The sequence below is a fragment of the Pseudonocardia kujensis genome (genome assembly GCF_021283305.1).
GTDB lineage: Bacteria > Actinomycetota > Actinomycetes > Mycobacteriales > Pseudonocardiaceae > Pseudonocardia > Pseudonocardia kujensis.
Genome location: NZ_JAJSOK010000036.1, coordinates 15,517 through 32,098, shown reverse-complemented (window position 1 = coordinate 32,098; position 16,582 = coordinate 15,517). Strand labels below are relative to the sequence as shown.

Annotated in this window: 15 protein-coding genes; 7 read left to right on the top strand and 8 right to left on the bottom strand. The window is 74.2% G+C overall.

Annotation, left to right across the window (positions count from 1 at the left end):
* Positions 1–49: 49 nt before the first annotated feature.
* Positions 50–1,054 (bottom strand): AraC family transcriptional regulator, encoded by a 1,005-nt coding sequence (locus LWC35_RS23105; protein WP_232872341.1) that lies wholly within the window; start codon positions 1,052–1,054, stop codon positions 50–52.
* Positions 1,055–1,159: 105 nt separating this feature from the next.
* Between LWC35_RS23105 and LWC35_RS23100 the strand changes: the two genes are divergently transcribed.
* From LWC35_RS23100 to LWC35_RS23085, 4 genes are all read left to right on the top strand, one after another.
* Entirely contained in the window at positions 1,160–1,975 is an 816-nt protein-coding gene (locus LWC35_RS23100) for an IclR family transcriptional regulator (RefSeq protein WP_232872340.1), read from the top strand.
* Between the two features lie 110 nt (positions 1,976–2,085).
* Positions 2,086–2,808, top strand: a complete 723-nt coding sequence (locus LWC35_RS23095) for a 2-keto-4-pentenoate hydratase (protein ID WP_232872382.1) — start codon at positions 2,086–2,088, stop codon at positions 2,806–2,808.
* On the top strand, positions 2,805–3,617 hold the full coding sequence (locus LWC35_RS23090; protein WP_232872339.1) for a 2-keto-4-pentenoate hydratase: 813 nt from the start codon (positions 2,805–2,807) through the stop codon (positions 3,615–3,617). The genes LWC35_RS23095 and LWC35_RS23090 overlap by 4 nt, the downstream gene beginning before the upstream one ends.
* Positions 3,604–3,810 carry a tautomerase family protein gene (locus LWC35_RS23085; protein WP_232872338.1) on the top strand — a complete coding sequence of 69 codons (207 nt, stop codon included), beginning with the start codon at positions 3,604–3,606 and terminating at the stop codon, positions 3,808–3,810. The genes LWC35_RS23090 and LWC35_RS23085 overlap by 14 nt, the downstream gene beginning before the upstream one ends.
* A gap of 18 nt (positions 3,811–3,828) precedes the next feature.
* On the opposite strand, the gene LWC35_RS23080 is transcribed toward LWC35_RS23085, so the two are convergent.
* From LWC35_RS23080 to LWC35_RS23070, 3 genes are all read right to left on the bottom strand, one after another.
* A complete protein-coding gene (locus LWC35_RS23080; protein WP_232872337.1) occupies positions 3,829–4,653 on the bottom strand; it encodes an alpha/beta fold hydrolase in 825 nt (274 codons plus the stop codon).
* 153 nt (positions 4,654–4,806) lie between these two features.
* Positions 4,807–5,796, bottom strand: coding sequence for a CHASE3 domain-containing protein (locus LWC35_RS23075; protein WP_232872336.1), 990 nt, complete (start codon positions 5,794–5,796; stop codon positions 4,807–4,809).
* 199 nt (positions 5,797–5,995) lie between these two features.
* Entirely contained in the window at positions 5,996–6,835 is an 840-nt protein-coding gene (locus LWC35_RS23070) for a nuclear transport factor 2 family protein (RefSeq protein ID WP_232872335.1), read from the bottom strand.
* 911 nt (positions 6,836–7,746) lie between these two features.
* On the opposite strand from LWC35_RS23070, the gene LWC35_RS23065 reads away from it, so the two are divergent.
* The 3 genes from LWC35_RS23065 to LWC35_RS23055 all read left to right on the top strand — a co-directional run bounded on the left by LWC35_RS23065 (position 7,747) and on the right by LWC35_RS23055 (position 12,534).
* Positions 7,747–10,293 carry a Pls/PosA family non-ribosomal peptide synthetase gene (locus LWC35_RS23065; protein ID WP_232872334.1) on the top strand — a complete coding sequence of 849 codons (2,547 nt, stop codon included), beginning with the start codon at positions 7,747–7,749 and terminating at the stop codon, positions 10,291–10,293.
* Between the two features lie 236 nt (positions 10,294–10,529).
* Positions 10,530–11,309 (top strand): polysaccharide deacetylase family protein, encoded by a 780-nt coding sequence (locus LWC35_RS23060; protein ID WP_232872333.1) that lies wholly within the window; start codon positions 10,530–10,532, stop codon positions 11,307–11,309.
* A 199-nt stretch (positions 11,310–11,508) separates the two neighbouring features.
* Positions 11,509–12,534: a YncE family protein gene (locus tag LWC35_RS23055; protein WP_232872332.1), complete on the top strand. Its 1,026-nt coding sequence runs from the start codon at positions 11,509–11,511 to the stop codon at positions 12,532–12,534.
* A gap of 226 nt (positions 12,535–12,760) precedes the next feature.
* Here the strand turns inward: LWC35_RS23055 and LWC35_RS23050 are convergent, their stop codons facing one another.
* The 4 genes from LWC35_RS23050 to LWC35_RS23035 all read right to left on the bottom strand — a co-directional run bounded on the left by LWC35_RS23050 (position 12,761) and on the right by LWC35_RS23035 (position 16,554).
* Positions 12,761–13,366 (bottom strand): YoaK family protein, encoded by a 606-nt coding sequence (locus LWC35_RS23050; protein WP_232872331.1) that lies wholly within the window; start codon positions 13,364–13,366, stop codon positions 12,761–12,763.
* A 124-nt stretch (positions 13,367–13,490) separates the two neighbouring features.
* On the bottom strand, positions 13,491–14,591 hold the full coding sequence (locus LWC35_RS23045; protein WP_232872330.1) for an acyl-CoA dehydrogenase family protein: 1,101 nt from the start codon (positions 14,589–14,591) through the stop codon (positions 13,491–13,493).
* Positions 14,592–14,602: 11 nt separating this feature from the next.
* Complete coding sequence (locus LWC35_RS23040; protein WP_232872329.1) at positions 14,603–15,805, bottom strand: acyl-CoA dehydrogenase family protein; 1,203 nt, start codon at positions 15,803–15,805, stop codon at positions 14,603–14,605.
* A gap of 5 nt (positions 15,806–15,810) precedes the next feature.
* Positions 15,811–16,554 carry an enoyl-CoA hydratase/isomerase family protein gene (locus LWC35_RS23035; RefSeq protein ID WP_232872328.1) on the bottom strand — a complete coding sequence of 248 codons (744 nt, stop codon included), beginning with the start codon at positions 16,552–16,554 and terminating at the stop codon, positions 15,811–15,813.
* Positions 16,555–16,582 lie beyond the last annotated feature (28 nt).

Sequence of the window (16,582 nt, the reverse complement as noted above, 5' to 3'; positions counted from 1 at the left end):
GCCACCGGATGCCGGTTCCTCGTGCCCCGAGGAGCCGGCATTCGTGCTGTCACGCGTGCGGTTCCGGCGCCTTCCGGAATGCGCCGGGTGTCATTCCGACCTGCCGTCGGAATGTGCGGTGGAAATGCGAGTAATCGCGGAACCCGCAACGACGGGCGATGTCCTCGGCCGTGAGGTCCGTGGTGCGCAGGAGCTGCCCGGCCCGACCGATCCGCTCCCGGACCAGCCACGCACTCGGGGTCGTGCCGGCCTCGGCGAACAGCGTCTGGAGGTGGCGCTGCGACATCCCCAGCTCGCGGCAGACCTGGGTCATGGAGCGTTCGGCGTCGTGCAGCCCCTCCCGCAACGCCGCCTTGGCGCGCTGCAGGTCCCTGAGGCGGGCCTGCTGGGTCGTGCCCGTCACCGCGGGTCCCGCGGTGAGTGCCTCCACGAGCAGGTCCAGGGTGGACCCGACCAGGACGGGCGAGGACCGCCGGACGCTCGCCGGATCGAGCCTGGGCACCTGCTGCACGAACTGGCTGAGCATCCCGCCGATCCCGGACCGGCCCGGGACGGCGCAGGCGGTGGTCCCCGCGAGGGTCGACTCGGGCAGCCTGGCGAGCATCCGCTCGCGTGGCACCCGCACCACGACCTGCTCGAAGTCGTGCGGGAGCCGGAACTCGAAGGGCCGGTCGCAGTCCAGCACCGTCACGGCACCGTCCCGGAGCCGGCACGTGCGCCCGTCCTGGGTGACCTCGGCGTACCCCTGCGTGACCAGGCACAGCAGGAAGTCCTGCCGCCCGTCGGAGGCGATCATGGCGGGGCTGCGGACCACGGTGTGCGGCGCGGACATCATCCAGGTGAAGTCCAGCCCGCCGACCGGGCGCGAGAACAGGCTGCCGTCGAAGCGCTGGCTCGGGCGCGGGACGTGCAGGTCCAGCTCGCAGTACTGGGAGCTGATCGCCTCGCTCCACAGCGCGCGGCCCTCGCGCGGGTCCAGCCCGTTGGTCGACACGAGCGCGACGGAGCCGGGCGCCGTGCGCCCGGCGCCAGGTTCCCCTGCGCCTGCAGCCATGTCGCGGATCCACTCCGATCCCTACCGTCACGGACCAGGTGATCCCGGCCACGGTGACTATATACCGCCGCCGGGCACGAGCAGGGACGCTCGAGGGAGAGTGACATGGCGAATCTCCAGACGATTCAGAAAATCGGTCCCATCCTGGATCTGTTCACCGCGGAATGCCCCGAGTGGGGCGTCCGCGAGGTCGCGGCCACGGTCGGTATTCCACGTTCGACGGCGCACTCGGTGATGGCGAGCCTGGTCGAGACCGGCCTGCTGCAGTGCCGGGCGCGCGGCCGGTACCGGATCGGCTGGCGGGTCGTCGAGCTGTCCGAGGCGCTGCGCGGCACGATCGACGTGCGGTCCTGCGCGGCCCCGCACCTCGACCGGCTCGTCGAGACGCACGGCGAGACCTGCCACCTCGCCGTCCTGGAGCGCGGTCGGATCCTCTACGTGGACAAGCTGCTCGGCACGCACAACATCTCGGTGCGCGGCGCGAACGTCGGGGCGCGGCTGGAGGCGCACAGCACGGCCGTGGGCAAGGTGCTGCTCGCCCAGCTCGAGCACGCGGAGCTGAGCCGGATGATCGACGGCGCCCCGTTGCGCAGGCACACCGCGACGACCGTGACCGACCCGACCGCGTTGCGCGCGACGCTGCGGCAGGTCCGCGGCACGGGCTACGCCGTCGACCTCGGCGAGACCATCCCGGAGGTGCACTGCGTCGCGGCCCCGGTGCGGGACGAGATGGGCTCGGTGGTCGCGGCCGTGAGCGTGAGCGTGCCCGCCAGCCGGTTCCGCGCCCGCCGGGCGGAGCTCACGCGGGCCGTCGTCGAGACCGCGCGTGGGGTGTCCCGGGACCTGGTGGACGCCGCCGCGCCCCAGCCCGCGTCCGCACTGCCGGCCGCCGTCGTCGGCCTCGAGCGGACCGCCTCGTGAGCACCGGCACGCGCGGGAGCACCGGGAGCATCGGGACTACCGAGGGCATCGAGGCCCTGTTCGCCGACCGGCTGCTCCAGGTCCACCGCGACGGCAGGCCGACCGCGCCGCTGAGCGACGAGCTCGCCGACGCCCCGCTCGACCTCGCCTACCGGATCCAGCAGCGGCAGGTCGCCGCCTGGCAGGCCGCGGGCGACGTGGTGAAGGGGCACAAGGTCGGGCTCTCCTCGCGGGCGATGCAGCAGCAGATGGGCGTCTCGCAGCCGGACTTCGGGCATCTCACCGCGAGCATGTTCCATCTCGAGCACCAGCCGATCCCGGCGGGGCGCTACCTGCAGCCGCGGATCGAGCCGGAGGTCGCGTTCGTGCTCGGCGCCCCGCTGACCGGGCCGGGCGTGACCGTCGCCGAGGCCGCCCGGGCCGTCGAGTACGTGCTGCCCGCGCTGGAGATCGTCGACTCGCGGATCGAGGAGTGGCGCATCGGCATCTTCGACACGGTCGCCGACAACGCGTCGTCGGGCGGGGTCGTGCTGGGCAGCCGCCCGGTCCGGCTCCCGGACGTGGACCTGCGGCTGGCGGGCTGCACCCTGCACGTCAACGGCGACCTGGTCGCCACGGGGGCCGGGGGAGCGGTGCTCGGGTCTCCGTTGTCCGCGCTGGTGTGGCTGGCCAACACGGTCGGGCCCCTGGGCGTGACCCTCGAACCCGGGCACGTCGTGTTGCCCGGCTCGATGACCCGGGCCTTCCCCATCGCCCCGGGCGACACCGTCACCACCCGCATCGCCGGCGTCGGGGACGTCACGGCGGTCCTGGCCCGGGAGGAGCAGGCATGAGCGAGCCGTCGGCACCGAACTGGACGGTCGACTCCGTCGCCACCGAGCTGCTGGCGGCGGCGGATGCACCCCGTGCCCGCAGCGCGATCAGCGCCGAGTGGCCCGGCCTGGACGTCACCACCGGCTACGCCGCGCAGGACGCCGCGCTCGCCCGCCGGCTCGCCCGCGGCGAGCGGCTGACCGGGGTGAAGCTCGGGGTGACCTCGCGGGCCAAGCAGCGGCAGGTCGGCGTCGACCGGCCCTCGACCGCGTGGCTGACGGACGCGATGGCGTTGCCGGCCGGCGCCTCCGTGCCGCGCTCTCGGCTGGTCCAGCCCCGCGCGGAGCCCGAGATCGCGTTCGTGCTGGGCGAGCGGCTCGCCGGGCCCGGGGTGACCGCGGCGAGGGCGCTGGGCGCGGTGGCGCACGTCGTGGGCGCCATCGAGATCATCGACAGCCGGTTCTCGGGCTACCGGTTCTCGGTGGCGGACGCCGTCGCCGACAACAACTCGTCGGGGTTCTTCGTCACGGGCCCGGTGGTCCGGCGCCCCGAGGACCTCGACCTGGCCCTCGAGGCCTGCCTGCTGGAGGTCGACGGCGAGGTGGTCGACTCCGCGACCGGCGCCGCGGTCCACGGCCACCCCGCCGAGGCCCTGGCCTTCGCCGCCAACACCCTCGCCGAGCGCGGCCGTACCCTGGAACCGGGCTGGGTCGTCCTCACCGGCGGGATGACGGACGCCGTCCCGATCCGGCCCGGCGCGCGGATCGCCGCGCACTTCACCCACCTCGGAAGCATCACCCTCGACGGAGGCGACCGTGCCGATCATTGAGGTCACCCTCGCGGAGGGCCGCACCCCGGCCCAGCTGCGCGCGCTGATCCACGAGCTCACCGAGGGCGCCCGCCGGGCGCTCGATGCCCCGATCCCCTCGATCCGGGTGATCCTGCGCGAGACGCCGCCCACCCATTTCGCAGCCGGCGACGTCACGCTCGAGGAGCGCCGAGCGCACGGGACGGAGACGTGATCCGCGCGCGGAGCCCGCTCAGGAGCGGATGAAGTCCAGGAGGTCGGTGTTGATCGTCTCGGCCTGGGTGGTCGGCATGCCGTGCGGGAAGCCGGCGTAGGTCTTCAGGGTGCCGTTCCGGACGAGCTCCGCCGACAAGGGGCCGGAGTCGGCGTAGGGGACGATCTGGTCGTCGTCGCCGTGCATCACCAGCACCGGCACCGTGATCGTCCTCAGGTCCTCGGTGAAGTCGGTCTGGGAGAAGGCGACGATGCCGTCGTAGTGCGCCTTCGCGCTGCCCATCATCCCCTGCCGCCACCAGTTGGCGATGATCGCCTCGGAGGGCTCCACCCCGGGACGGTTGAAGCCGTAGAAGGGTCCGGAGGGCAGGGCGCGGTAGAACTCGGACCGGTTGGCGGCCAGCTGGGCCTGGAGGTCGTCGAACACCTTCTTCGGCAGCCCGCCGGGGTTCGCGTCGGTCCGCACCATCAGCGGCGGCACGGCGCTCATCAGCACCGCCTTCGCCACCCGGTCCTCGCCGTGCCGGGCGAGGTAGCGCACCACCTCGCCGCCGCCGGTGGAGTGCCCGACGTGCACCGCGTCGCGGAGATCGAGATGGGCGGTCAGCGCGGCCAGGTCGTCGGCGTAGTGGTCCATGTCGTGACCGTCGGGGGTCTGGGTGGAGCGGCCGTGCCCGCGACGGTCGTGGGCGATGACGCGGTAGCCCTGCTGGAGGAAGAACAGCATCTGGGTGTCCCAGTCGTCGCTGGAGAGCGGCCAGCCGTGGCTGAAGACGATGGGCTGTCCCGAGCCCCAGTCCTTGTAGAAGATCTCCGTGCCGTCGGGCGTGGTGATCGTGGCCATACGATGCCTCCGGTTGGTCCGACCTGGCGGCCGCGGACGCGCGGGCCGCGTCCTCCCACTCTGGTGGCGGGTCACCGGGCCGGATACCGCCGAGTGACCCCGCGGGCGCTCCGGTGGGTGGCGGGACGCCCGGTCGGTGGGCCGGGCCCGGGCTCAGCGCGGGGGCGCGGCGGGATCCGGGCTCTCGAAGATCGCCTTGCGGATGGCGGTGATGGCGAGGTCGAGTCGGTGGACCACGCGGTGCAGCTCGGCCTCGGCCCGGGGATGGCGACCTGCGAGCGCGGTGACGGTCAGGGTGAGCGAGGACAGCTCGACGATGACGTCGTGGCGCAGGGTGTCCGCCATCCGTTCGGCCTGGTCGGCACGGGCGCGCAGGCGTTCGGTCCGCGCGGTCTCCGCGGCGTGGTCGGTGAGGCGGTCGCGCATCGTCGCGACGCCGCGGCCGACCGTGGCGAGCTCGCGCAGGCCGTCGTCGTGGATCGGGTGGGCGAGGTCCCCGGCGGCCACGGCGGCGACGTCGTCGCCGAGCCGGGTGAGGGGAGCGAGCACCCAGCGCCGCTGGAACCGCACCGCGGCGACCCCCAGCGCCACCCCGAGGACGGCCACGCCGACGAGGACGCCGACGAGGCGCCGGCGGGCCGCCGCGGCGTCGGCCGCGGCCGCGTCCGCCTCGGCGTGGATCTGCGTGCGGAGGGTGTCGACACGCTCGCGGAGCACGTCGAAACGCATCTTCCCCAGGCCCTGGGCGGCGAGTGCCGAGGCCTGGACGGCGTCGCCCGCGCGCCGGAGGTCGATGAAGGGTCGGGCGGCGTTGGTCGTCCAGTCGTCGTGGGCGGCGGTGACCGCGGTCAGGGCACCGGACAGCTCCGGGACGACCGTGCCGAGCAGCCGCTGTTCGGCGGCGATCCGCGGCATCGCGGCGGTGTAAGGGTCCAGGAAGCCGTCCTCGCCCGTGAGGACGTACCCACGCAGGCCGGTCTCCTGGTCGACGAAGGCGGTCTGCAACCGCTCGACCGAGGTGAGCGCGGGAGCGAGACGGTCCATCATCACCCGGTCGGCCCCGGAGGCCTGCGCCATGCTGCCCACCGCCACCGCGAGCAGGGCGAACAGGGCGACCAGCACGACGACCACCAGCGCCTGCATGCGCCCCCGGAGCGATCCGCGGAGCTCGGCCGGCCACCGTCGTCGGCGTGGCCGGTGCGCCGCGGCAGGCTCGGTCGGCTCCCCCCGGTCGGAATGCTCCACAGCGCCTCCTCATCCCGGCGGAACCTCGACGGTCGAGAGAGTTCCGAACGGAGCCCGGAGTGGCAAGACCGTGACGACGGCCGCGCTCAGGCCGCGCTCAGGCCGGCGCCCCGGGCGGGTCGTCCGGCGGCTCGGCGTCGTCGTAGAGGCGCGCCGCGGCGAGGAGCCCGTCCGGGCCGCGGTCGAACACGCCCAGCCCGGCCTGCGGAGGGAGGTCGCGGGTGCCCCAGCGCACGAGGTTGTACTCCAGGGCGCAGCGCGCACCGTCGTCGGTGACGGCGCAGGCCTGCAGCTCGATGCCGCCACCGGCGCCGAAGCACCTCCGGAAGTGGCTGCGGAGCTCGTCGCCGCCGCGATGGGTGGGCCGTTGCCCGGCGGGCTCGCGGAAGTACCCGTCGGGGGCGAAGGTGCCCACCACCCCGTCGGTGTCGCCGGCGGCCAGGGCGCGCCGGAAGCGCTCGACGACATCGGCGACCCGGACGGCCCCCGGCCCGAGGACGGGGGAGCGGAGGTGGTGACGCCCGTCGAGGGGGCGCTGGCTGAAGTAGGAGCGGAACACGACCGAGCGCTCCGCGGACTCGGCGACGACGGCCACGGGCCAGTCCAGGTCCTGCCCGTCCCGGCGGATGTGCGCGAGCAGCTCGACGACGGCCCGGTTCCCGACGACGACGGAGCCCTCGGTCTCCACCCGCGCGTGGTGCTCCTCCAGGAGGGACCGGCTGCGCGCGACGAACCGGCGCAGCTCCCGGTGCCCACGGACCTCGCCGAGGCGGGGATCGTGGATCACCACCTCCCCGGGCCAGACGTCCTCGAGGGCGTGGGTGTCGGCCCCGTCGAGCGCACGGAGGTACTGCCCGACCGGGTCGGCCCTCCCCGCGCTGCGGGTCTCCCTGCGGACCAGCTCGACCGCACCGGCGAAGTCCGGGAACCACGGCATCCGCGGCGCCCCTAGGCCGGATCGGTGTCGGCCGGGAGCCGACGGGCGGGGCCCTCGACGACGTCCTCCACGATTCCCGCCCCTCTGCGGTCGGTGCCCGCATGCCGGGGGTGGCCCGCAGCGGTCCGCTCGCAGGAAGGGTCGTCGTCCGCGGACGGTGTCGCCTCCTCCCGCCCGGGTGATCCGACGTCCGGCGCGGAGGCGGAGGAGCGTCGGCCCGCCACCGACAGCACCACCCGGCACCCGGGTCCCCGTTCGGTCTCCAGCCCCAGGTCACGCCGCGGTGGCTGGTCGCAGATGTCCGTGGTGTGGTCCCCGTCCCGCGGCCGGGTGGCAACGCCGTCGGCAGCAACAGAAGCCTGCGCCTACCCGGCCGACGTTCGGCCAAACGGTGGGGCACGGTCCGGCGCCGAACCCGAGCGGCCGTCGATCACATCGGCGAGTGGTGATTGGTCACGAATGGGGCCGCATGCCTACGACGATCGAGTGAAGGTTTCCTTGTGGTGCAACGGGTGTGCCCCGACCGAGGATCTGTCATCGCACCGTGCCGCACGGCACGGCCCATGGGGGGTGGATCGGCGGCGCCGCGTGCGCCGCCGATCTCGGAGGGGGACCGATGACGGCCGACGCCCGGCTGCACGAGATCGAACACCGGCGGTGGGCGCCCCGAGGCGCCGCCCCGGCCCACCGACGGCACCCGGCTCACCGGCCCCGGTCCTCGCTGACCGGGCGGAGCCACGCAGGGACACCCACCGGAGTGCCCGCGTCCGCCGTGCGGACCGGCCCTCCGGCACACCGGCCGCCTCCCACGCCGACAGGCACCGCGGCCGGCCGCCTCACCGGTACCCCTCCGGACGCGCGCGTCCGGCACGGCTCCGGTACCGGATCCGCACGTCCGGAAGTGAGACCTCGTGGCAGGAACACCTGTCGACCTCGAGCCGGGACGGCCCGGCGCCACCGACACCGAGACCGCGCTCGCCGCGCTGTTGGCCGAGGTCATGGACCTGGAGCGGGTAGGACCCGCCGACGACTTCTTCGACCGGCTCGGCGCCGACTCGATGGTGCTGGCCCGCTTCTGCGCGAAGGCGCGCAAACGGCCCGACCTGCCGTCGCCGTCGATGCGCGACGTCTACGACCACCCGACGGTCGCGGGCCTCGCCGCCGCTCTGGGCGCGCCGCCCGCGGCGGACCCCGGACCCGGGGAGGAGGTGGTCCCGGCGCCCGTGCCGGGGGCGCCACCCGCGCGGGCCCGGACCGGCACCGCCGGCTACGTCCTCTGCGGCGTCCTGCAGTTCCTGGCGTTCGTGGCCTACGCCTACGGCTTCGCGATCGCCACCACGCTCTCCTACGAGTACGTCGTCGCCGGCGGGCCCGGCCTCGCGAGCCTCTACGTGCGGGCGGTCGAGGCGGGCGGGGCGATCTTCGTGGCGATGTGCCTGCTGCCGATCCTGGCCAAGTGGCTGCTCGTCGGGCGGTGGCGGCCGCGGGAGATCCGCCTCTGGAGCCTCGCCTACTTCCGCTTCTGGCTGGTCAAGACGCTGGTCCGGGCAAGCCCGCTGCTCCTGCTGACCGGCGGGCGCTCGCACACCAGCTCGGCCTCGCCGCTGATGGTGCTCTACCTGCGGGCCCTCGGCGCGCGCATCGGCAGGGGCGTCACGATCTACTCCCGGACGCTCCCGGTCTGCACCGACCTGATCACGCTCGGCGCCGGCACGGTCGTGCGCAAGGACGCGCAGCTGAACGGCTATCGCGCCCACGGCGGGGTGCTCCAGACCGGCCCGGTGACCGTCGGGCGCGACGTCGTCGTCGGCGAGGGGGCCGTGCTCGACATCCGGACCGCGATGGGCGACGGGTCCCAGATCGGGCACGCGTCCGCCCTGGTCGCCGGGCAGTCCGTGCCGGCCGGGGAGTCGTGGCACGGCGTGCCCGCCGTGCCCGGCGGCGCCGACCTGCACACCGGCGGGACGATGCGGTGCGGCGGCGTGCGCCGCACGGTGCAGGCGGTGGTCCAGCTGGTCCTCGCGGTGGCGGTCTACCTCCCGGTCGGGGTCGGGTTCGCGGGCGTCCTGCTCGACGAGTCCCCGCTAAGCGGTGTCCTGGACTCCGCGCCGATGGCCTTCACGACCTGGACCTTCTACCGCGACGCGGTGGCGGTGACGAGCGTGCTCTTCTTTGGTGCCCTGCTGCTCGGGCTGGTGGGCGTGGCGGTCGTGCCGCGGCTGCTGAACCTGCCGCTGCGCCCGGACCGGACCTACCGGCTCTACGGGTTCCACTACGGACTGCACCGGACCATCGGCAGGCTGACCAACGTCCGGTTCTTCAACCGGCTGTTCGGGGACAGTTCGTACATCGTGGGCTACCTGCGCTGGATCGGCTACGACGTCGACCCCACCGAGCAGACCGGGTCGAACTTCGGGACCGAGCTGCGCCAGGAGACGCCGTTCCACGTGACCGTGGGGCGGGGCACGATGGTCGCCGACGGGCTGTCGATCATCAACGCGGACTTCTCGGCGACCTCGTTCCGGATCTCCCGCGTGACCATCGGGGCACACAGCTTCCTCGGCAACCGGATCCTGTACCCGTCCCAGGGGCGCACCGGCGAGAACGTCCTGCTGGCCACGAAGGTCCTCGTGCCGATGGACGGCGAGGTGCGCCACGACACCGGGCTGCTCGGGGCCCCGTGCTTCCCGATCCCGCGGACCGTGGAGCGCGACCACCGGCTCGCCGGCGTGCCGTCCCGGACCGAGCTCCGCCGGCGGCTGTCCCGCAAGAACCGGTACAACCTGCGCAGCATGGCGGTGTTCCTCGCCGTCCGCTGGGTGCATGCACTGGGGATGGTCCTGCTGGCCATGGGCGCCTCCGACCTCTACCGCCACCTCGGCGTGGAGGCGGTCACCGCCGACCTGGTCGGGTCCCTGCTGTTCACCGTGGTGTACTTCTGCCTCGTCGAGCGGGCCATGCTGCGGTTCCGGTCCCTGGCGCCGCGGTCCTGCTCGATCTACGACCGGTACTTCTGGTGGCACGAGCGCTTCTGGAAGCTCGTGATCCCCGACTTCGACCAGGCCTTCGCCGGCACGCCGTTCAAGAACCTGCTCTCGCGGGCGCTCGGCGTGCGGCTCGGCCGCCGGGTCTTCGACGACGGCTGCTTCCTCCCGGAGCGCACCCTCGTGACGATCGGCGACGAGGCCACCCTCAACTTCGGCACCGTCGTGCAGTGCCACTCGCAGGAGGATGGCGCCTTCAAGTCCGACCGCAGCACGGTCGGGGCGCGGGCGACGCTCGGCGTCGGGGCCTTCGTGCACTACGGCGTGACCGTCGGCGAGGGCGCGGAGCTCGACGCCGGGACGTTCGTCATGAAGGGCGAGGAGGTCCCGCCGGGCGCCCGCTGGGAGGGCAACCCCGCCCGGGAGGCGGCGCCGGGCGCGGCCGCCGTGCTCACCGCACGCGCAGGGGGGTGACCGTCGTCCCGCCGGACCGGCCGGTCCGGCGGTCACGGCGCGGGGGCCATCCGCCCGGCCCGTGAGCGCGCGGGTGCCGGACGAGGGCGCCCACGGCGGCGTCCAGGTCGGCGCCCGGATCCGCCCGGACCTGACGGGCAGCACGCACCGCGGCGCCTACGGTCGCGCATGTGCAACGGGATCGCCACGGTGTGCCGGACCGCCCCGCCGTCGCGGACGGTCTAGGGTCCGGCGTCGTGCGTCGAGACAGCCCGCCCGGGACGAGCAGGCGGAACGTCCTGCGGGCCGCCGTGGTGCTGCCGCTGGCCGCCGCGTGCTCGGCGCCGCCCGGTGCGGCCGGCCCGTCGGTGCCGGCCGGCCCCACGACGTCCACCGGGGCCGTGACCTCCGCGGGCGCCCCGCCCCCGGCCCGCCGCCCACCGTCCGGTGAGGTCGAGCGGGCCACGAGCGGACGCCCGGAGGTCGCGCTGACCTTTCACGGTGCGGGCGACCTCGATCTCGCCCGGCGGGTGCTGGGCACGCTGCACGACCGTGGTGCGGGGGCGACCGTGCTGGCCGTCGGCACCTGGCTGCAGCAGTCCCCGGACGCCGCGCGGATCGTCACGGACCTGGGGCACGAGCTCGGCAACCACACGTGGTCGCATCGCGACATCGACGGGCTGGACGAGACCGCGGCCCGGGTCGAGATCGAGCGGTGCCGCGACCTGATCGCGGCGGCGACCGGTGGACCGGGGGCCTTCTTCCGGCCCTCGCAGGCCCAGCACGCGACTCCCGCGGTGCGGGCGCTGGCCGCGGCGGCGGGCTACCCGACCGTGCTGTCCTACGACGTCGACTCGCGGGACTTCACCGACCCCGGTGCCGCCGCGATCCGGCGCAACGTGGCGGCCGCGACCGCCGGCAGCGTCGTCAGCATGCACCTGGGCCACCCCGGGACCCTGGCCGCGCTGCCCGGACTTCTCGACGACCTCGCCGCCCGGGGGCTCACCCCCGTCACGGCGACCAGACTGTTCGGCTGAACGTGGGGGTACTCGGGTGAAGGCTCGTCGAAGGCTCGCGACGGCGGCGGTGCTGGCGGCGATGGTGGTGCTCGGGGGATGCAGTGCGGGCGGGGGGTCGACGGCAGGGTCGACAGCAGCACCCCCGTCGGCGGCGTCCCCGTCGGGTCCGGCGGCGGCCACCCCGTCGCCCGCGGCGGGGGTGGACGGGCTGCCGGGTATGCCGCCGGTCACGGACGCGCACAACGTCTACGCCGACGCGGGGGCGAACATGCTCTCCGATGCGGCGAAGGCCGCGAAACCCCTGGTCTACGTGCCGCACACCAAGTCCGGCGAGGTCCGGGTGATCGACCCGACGACCTTCGCCACGGTCGGGACCCATCCGCTCGGCGGGGAGCTGCAGCACGTGGTGCCCTCCTGGGACATGCGCACGCTCTACGCCACCGACGACACCACGAACAAGGTCGTGCCCTTCGACCCCGTGACCGGCAAGCCCGGCGCCGCGATCCCGGTGCAGGACCCGTACAACATGTACTTCACCCCGGACGGCGCCTCGGCGATCTCGGTGGCCGAGGCACAGCGGCGGCTCGTGTTCTACGACCCGCACACCTGGCAGCAGCAGGGCGAGCTGCCGACCCCGGACTGCGCGGGCATCGACCACGCCGACTTCACCCCGGACGGCCGCACCGCCGTGTTCACCTGCGAGTTCGCCGGGCGGGTCGCGGTGGTCGACATCGCGCACCGCTCGTTGGTGCGGATGGTCGACATGCCGAAGCGGAACCGGCACATGGGCCCGCAGGACATCAAGCTCGCCCCGGACGGGTCGGTGTTCTACATCGCCGACTCCGACCAGAACGGGGTGTGGGTGCTCGACGGGGCGGCGACGCACGTGATCCGGGAGATCCCGACCGGGCACGGGGCGCACGGGTTGTACCTGTCCCGGGACGCGACGCGGTTGTTCGTGACCAACCGGCACGAGGGCTCGGTCAGCGTGCTCGACGCCTACACCGGCGCGCCGATCACGAAGTGGACGATCCCGGGCGGGGGCAGCCCGGACATGGGCAACGTGTCCGCGGACGGCTCGCAGCTGTGGTTGTCCGGTCGCTACGACCGCGCCGTGTACGTGCTCTCCACGACCGACGGCAGCCTCATCAAGAAGATCGACGTCGGTGACGGCCCGCACGGGCTGTGCGTGTGGCCCCAGCCCGGGCGCTACTCGCTCGGCCACACCGGGATCACCCGGTAGCCGTCACTGCACCTCGAAGTCGGCCGGCGCAGGCGCTCCCGGATCTCCGTCCCCTCGAACGGGCAGTTCGAGGCGGAGCGGCCGTGTGTTGCGGTAGCAGTCGTCCGCCCGCGGGCCGTTCCAGGTCCGCAGGGCCTCGCGCTCCTCGAGCCCGCGGTTGTCGCGGCGGTAGGCGTCGGAGGTGACGGGCCACGGGCGGCATCCGCTCCAGAGCCACACCGCACCCTCACCGCGGCGACGTCCTCCGCACGAGCAGCGTCGAGACGGCGACCAGCACCACCGGCAGCACCAGGGCCGCCCAGCGGGCCGTGGCCAGCAGGGCCGCGGCCACCAGGGCGCCCGCGACCAGGGCGAGCAGCTGCCGTGCGGCGGCGAGAGCGCCGCGCCAGTCCCCGCGGGTCGCCAGGCCGTGGGCCCCGGTGGTGAGCACGCCGGTCATGTAGGTCGTCGAGTTCCGCAGCCGCAGGCCGACGACGCTCTGCCCGCCGAGCGCGACCCCGGCCAGCAGCAGGACCGGCCAGGTGACCCCGGTCAGCCAGAACGGCAGGGCGACGACGAGGGCCGCCAGCTCGGCGAGCAGGGGACCGGCGAGGGCCTCCGGCCGGTCCCGCCAGGCCCGTGCCCAGACCAGGACCCCCGACGCGAAGGCGCCGACCGCGATCCCGAGCGGCGCCAGCCGACGGGCGTCGAGCCCGACCAGCCCGTCGCCCAGGTTGACGAGGTTGCCGGTCACGATCCCGGCGAACGCCCCGCCGAGCGCGACGAGGGCGAGCAGGTCGACCGCCCCCGCCGCGGCGGCGAGCAGGGTGGCCGCGACCGCGCGCCGGGGCACCCGACGCCGGGTGTCGCGGCGGCCCCTCGGCGGGGCGGGGGAGTCGTCCCTGTCAGGAGAACGAGGCACGCGGTCGATCGTGGACCCGCCAGGCCGGAGGCGGTCGGTCGGGCCGGGCCGAGAGTCAACCGGCCGCCACCGGTGCCTCCCGCAGCCCCGCGCCGAGGCGCCTGAGGTGGTGGTCGGTGGCGCCGAAGAGGGCGTCGAAGGCCAGGATCCGCTTGTGCAGGTGGCCGATCGGCAGCTCCTCGGTCATGCCCACCCCGCCGTGGGTCTGGACGGCGGACTCGCCGACGAGCCTGCCCAGCCGCCCGACCTGCGCCTTCAGCACGGCGACGTCCTGCGGCGCCAGGCGGTCCGCCTCCGCCAGCGCCGTGGTGTGGAGCAGCGTGGAGCGCGCCTTGACGAAGGCGATCTTCATGTCGGCGAGGCGGTGGGCGACGGTCTGGAAGCTGCCGATGGGGACACCGAACTGCTCCCGTGTCGACGCGTACTCGGCGGTGCGGCGCAGCAACGCGCCCATCGCGCCCACGGCCTCGGCGGCCAGGACCACGACGGCGCGGTCGAGCACGCCGCGCAGGAGGGGCTCGGCGTCCGCGGCGAGGAGGGTGCCCGGGGTGCCGTCGAACCGCAGGTGGGCGGCGCGGCGGCCGTCGACGCTGGTGAACGGCGTCGCGGCGGGCGCCGACGGGTCGACGAGGAACAGGCCGAGTCCCGCGTCCACGCGCGCCGAGACGACCAGGACGTCCGCGTCGGCGCCGTGCAGCACGAGCTTCTTCTCGCCGGTCAGCGCGTACCCGTCCGCGCTGCGCTCGGCCTTCGTCGTGACCAGCGCGGGATCGGGCGTCCCGCGGCCCTCCTCGTGGACGAGGGCGCCGATCGCCTCGCCGGACGCGATCCGCTCCAGCGCGTCGGGCCGCCCGACGGCGGCCAGAACGCCGCCCGCGAGCACGATCGAGGCGTCGTAGGGCTCGACGAGCAGGTGCTCGCCGAACACCTCCGCCACCGCGACGACGTCGACGACGGACCCGCCGAGCCCGCCGGCCTCCTCGGGGAAGGGCAGGGCCGTCAGGCCGAGCTCGACCAGCCGCGCCCAGACCTCCGGTGACCAGCCGGTCTCCGAGCGGACGATCGCCTGGCGGGCCTCGAAGGAGTAGTCGCGCTGCAGGGCGCGCGCCACGCTGTCGCGGAGCAGCGCCTGCTCCTCGGTGAAGGTGAAGTCCACGGAGGCCTCCGTCAGGATCGCAGGGTGCGGGCGATCAGGTCGCGCTGCACCTCGTTCGTGCCGGCGTAGATCGTGGTCGCGCGGCTGTTCAGGTAGTACGGCATCGCGATCAGCGCGAGGTCCCTGCCGAGCGGCTCGGCGGCGGACCCGACGTGCAGCGCCTCGCGCTGGTCCGGGAGCCCGTCCAGGCCGACGACCCGGGTCATCAGCACGGAGATGCGCTGGGTGAGCTCGGAGCTCATGACCTTGTTCAGCGACGGGTAGGCCGGGTCCTGCGCGATCGGGTGCCCGCTGATCGCGAGCTTCTCGAAGTGCTCGTAGGAGGCGACCTCGGCCTCCAGCTCGCCGAGGTCGCGCTGGACGAGCGGATCGTCGGCGAGCGTGCCGCCGAAGCCCGAGGGCGTCTCGGCCGCCGCCGCGCGGGCCACCTCCAGCCTGCGGCGCAGCATCGGGCTGTGTGCCGACCCGCCGCGCTCGTGCGTGAGCAGCTGCTTGGCCACCGTCCAGCCGTCGTTCTCCGCACCGACCCGGTTGGCCTGCGGCACCCGCACGTCGGTGAAGAACACCTCGCACTGCTCCGGCGCCCCGTCGAGCCCGATGATCGGGCGCACCTCCAGGCCCGGGAGGTCCATGCGGTCGAGCAACAGGAACGTGATGCCCTGCTGCTTGCGCCCCTCCCGGCTGGTCCGGACGAGCATGAACATCCGGTTGGCGTGGTGGGCGTAGGTGGTCCAGATCTTGCTGCCGTCGAGGACGTAGTCGTCCCCGTCGGGGACCGCCATGGTGCTCAGCGAGGCGAGGTCGGAGCCGGCGCCGGGCTCGGAGTAGCCCTGGGTCCAGTAGTCCTCGCCGGAGAGGATCCCGGGCAGGTAGCGGGCCTGCTGCTCGGGCGTGCCCAGCTCCATCAGCAGCGGGCCGATCATGCGCAGGCCGTTGGGCAGCAGCGGGGGCAGGCCGCGCTTCTGGTACTCCTCGGCGAACACGTACCGCTGCTCGACCGACCAGCCGGTGCCGCCGTGCTCGACCGGCCAGTCCGGGGCGGACCAGCCGCGGGCGTGCAGGATCCGGTGCCAGGCCATGACCTGGTCGAACGGGCCGAAGACGCTGGTGGTCTTGCGGCCGGCCTCGCGGATCTCCGGGGTGGGCGCGGTGTCCAGGAACTCCGCGACCTCCTCGCGGAACTTCTCCAGGTCGGCGTCCGGCGCGACGTCCATGCGGGTCAGCCCTTCCGGCTCGTGAAGGCGGCGATGCGCTCCCGGGCGTCCGGCCCGCGACCCTCGCCCTCCAGGACCTCCCACTGCAGGCCGGCGTCGAGCGGGCGTCCGTCGGTGGCGTCGAGCAGGCGCTTGTTCGCCGCGTGCGAGAAGGGGGACCGGGCGGCGATGCGCGAGGCGAGCGACTCGATCTCGGCGTCGAACTCCGCGAGCGGGACGGCGTACTCGGCCAGCCCGATCCGGACGGCCTCGACGGCGTCGATCATGTCCGCGGTGAACATCAGCCGCTTCGCCGTCGCCACCCCGACCCGCCGGGGGAGCCGTTGGCTCATGCCCCAGACCGGCGTGAGGGCCCACTTGGCGTGGGTGTCGCCGAAGCGGGCGTCGTCGGCGGCGACCAGGAAGTCCGCGGCGAGGGCGACCTCGAGCGCACCCGTGTAGCAGTGCCCGTGCACGGCGGCCACGACCGGCTTCGGCAGCTTCTCCAGCATCCGCAGCGTCTCGCTGTGCCAGCCGCGCGACGGCACCGCCTCACCCGCGGCGATGTCCGCCAGGTCGTGGCCCGCGGAGAAGCACCGGCCGGCGCCGCGGAGGACGACGCAGCGGACCGCCGCGTCGTCCGCGAGTGCCTCGACGTGCGCGCGCAGCTCGGTGAACATCGCCACCGTGAGCGCGTTGAGCTTCTCCGGACGGTTCAGCGTCAGCACCGTCCACCCGTCGTGGTCGGTGCGGAGCACGAGTTCGCCCACGGACGCCCCCTTCCCAGTCTGAACGAAC

What these genes read in the sequence shown, in the direction of transcription:
- LWC35_RS23105 (WP_232872341.1), bottom strand. Translation starts at nt 1,054, where the DNA reads ATGGCTGCAGGCGCAGGGGAACCTGGCGCCGGGCGCACGGCGCCCGGC.
- LWC35_RS23100 (WP_232872340.1), top strand. Translation starts at nt 1,160, where the DNA reads ATGGCGAATCTCCAGACGATTCAGAAAATCGGTCCCATCCTGGATCTG.
- LWC35_RS23090 (WP_232872339.1), top strand. Translation starts at nt 2,805, where the DNA reads ATGAGCGAGCCGTCGGCACCGAACTGGACGGTCGACTCCGTCGCCACC.
- LWC35_RS23080 (WP_232872337.1), bottom strand. Translation starts at nt 4,653, where the DNA reads ATGGCCACGATCACCACGCCCGACGGCACGGAGATCTTCTACAAGGAC.
- LWC35_RS23075 (WP_232872336.1), bottom strand. Translation starts at nt 5,796, where the DNA reads ATGCAGGCGCTGGTGGTCGTCGTGCTGGTCGCCCTGTTCGCCCTGCTC.
- LWC35_RS23070 (WP_232872335.1), bottom strand. Translation starts at nt 6,835, where the DNA reads ATGCCGTGGTTCCCGGACTTCGCCGGTGCGGTCGAGCTGGTCCGCAGG.
- LWC35_RS23055 (WP_232872332.1), top strand. Translation starts at nt 11,509, where the DNA reads ATGCCGCCGGTCACGGACGCGCACAACGTCTACGCCGACGCGGGGGCG.
- LWC35_RS23040 (WP_232872329.1), bottom strand. Translation starts at nt 15,805, where the DNA reads ATGGACGTCGCGCCGGACGCCGACCTGGAGAAGTTCCGCGAGGAGGTC.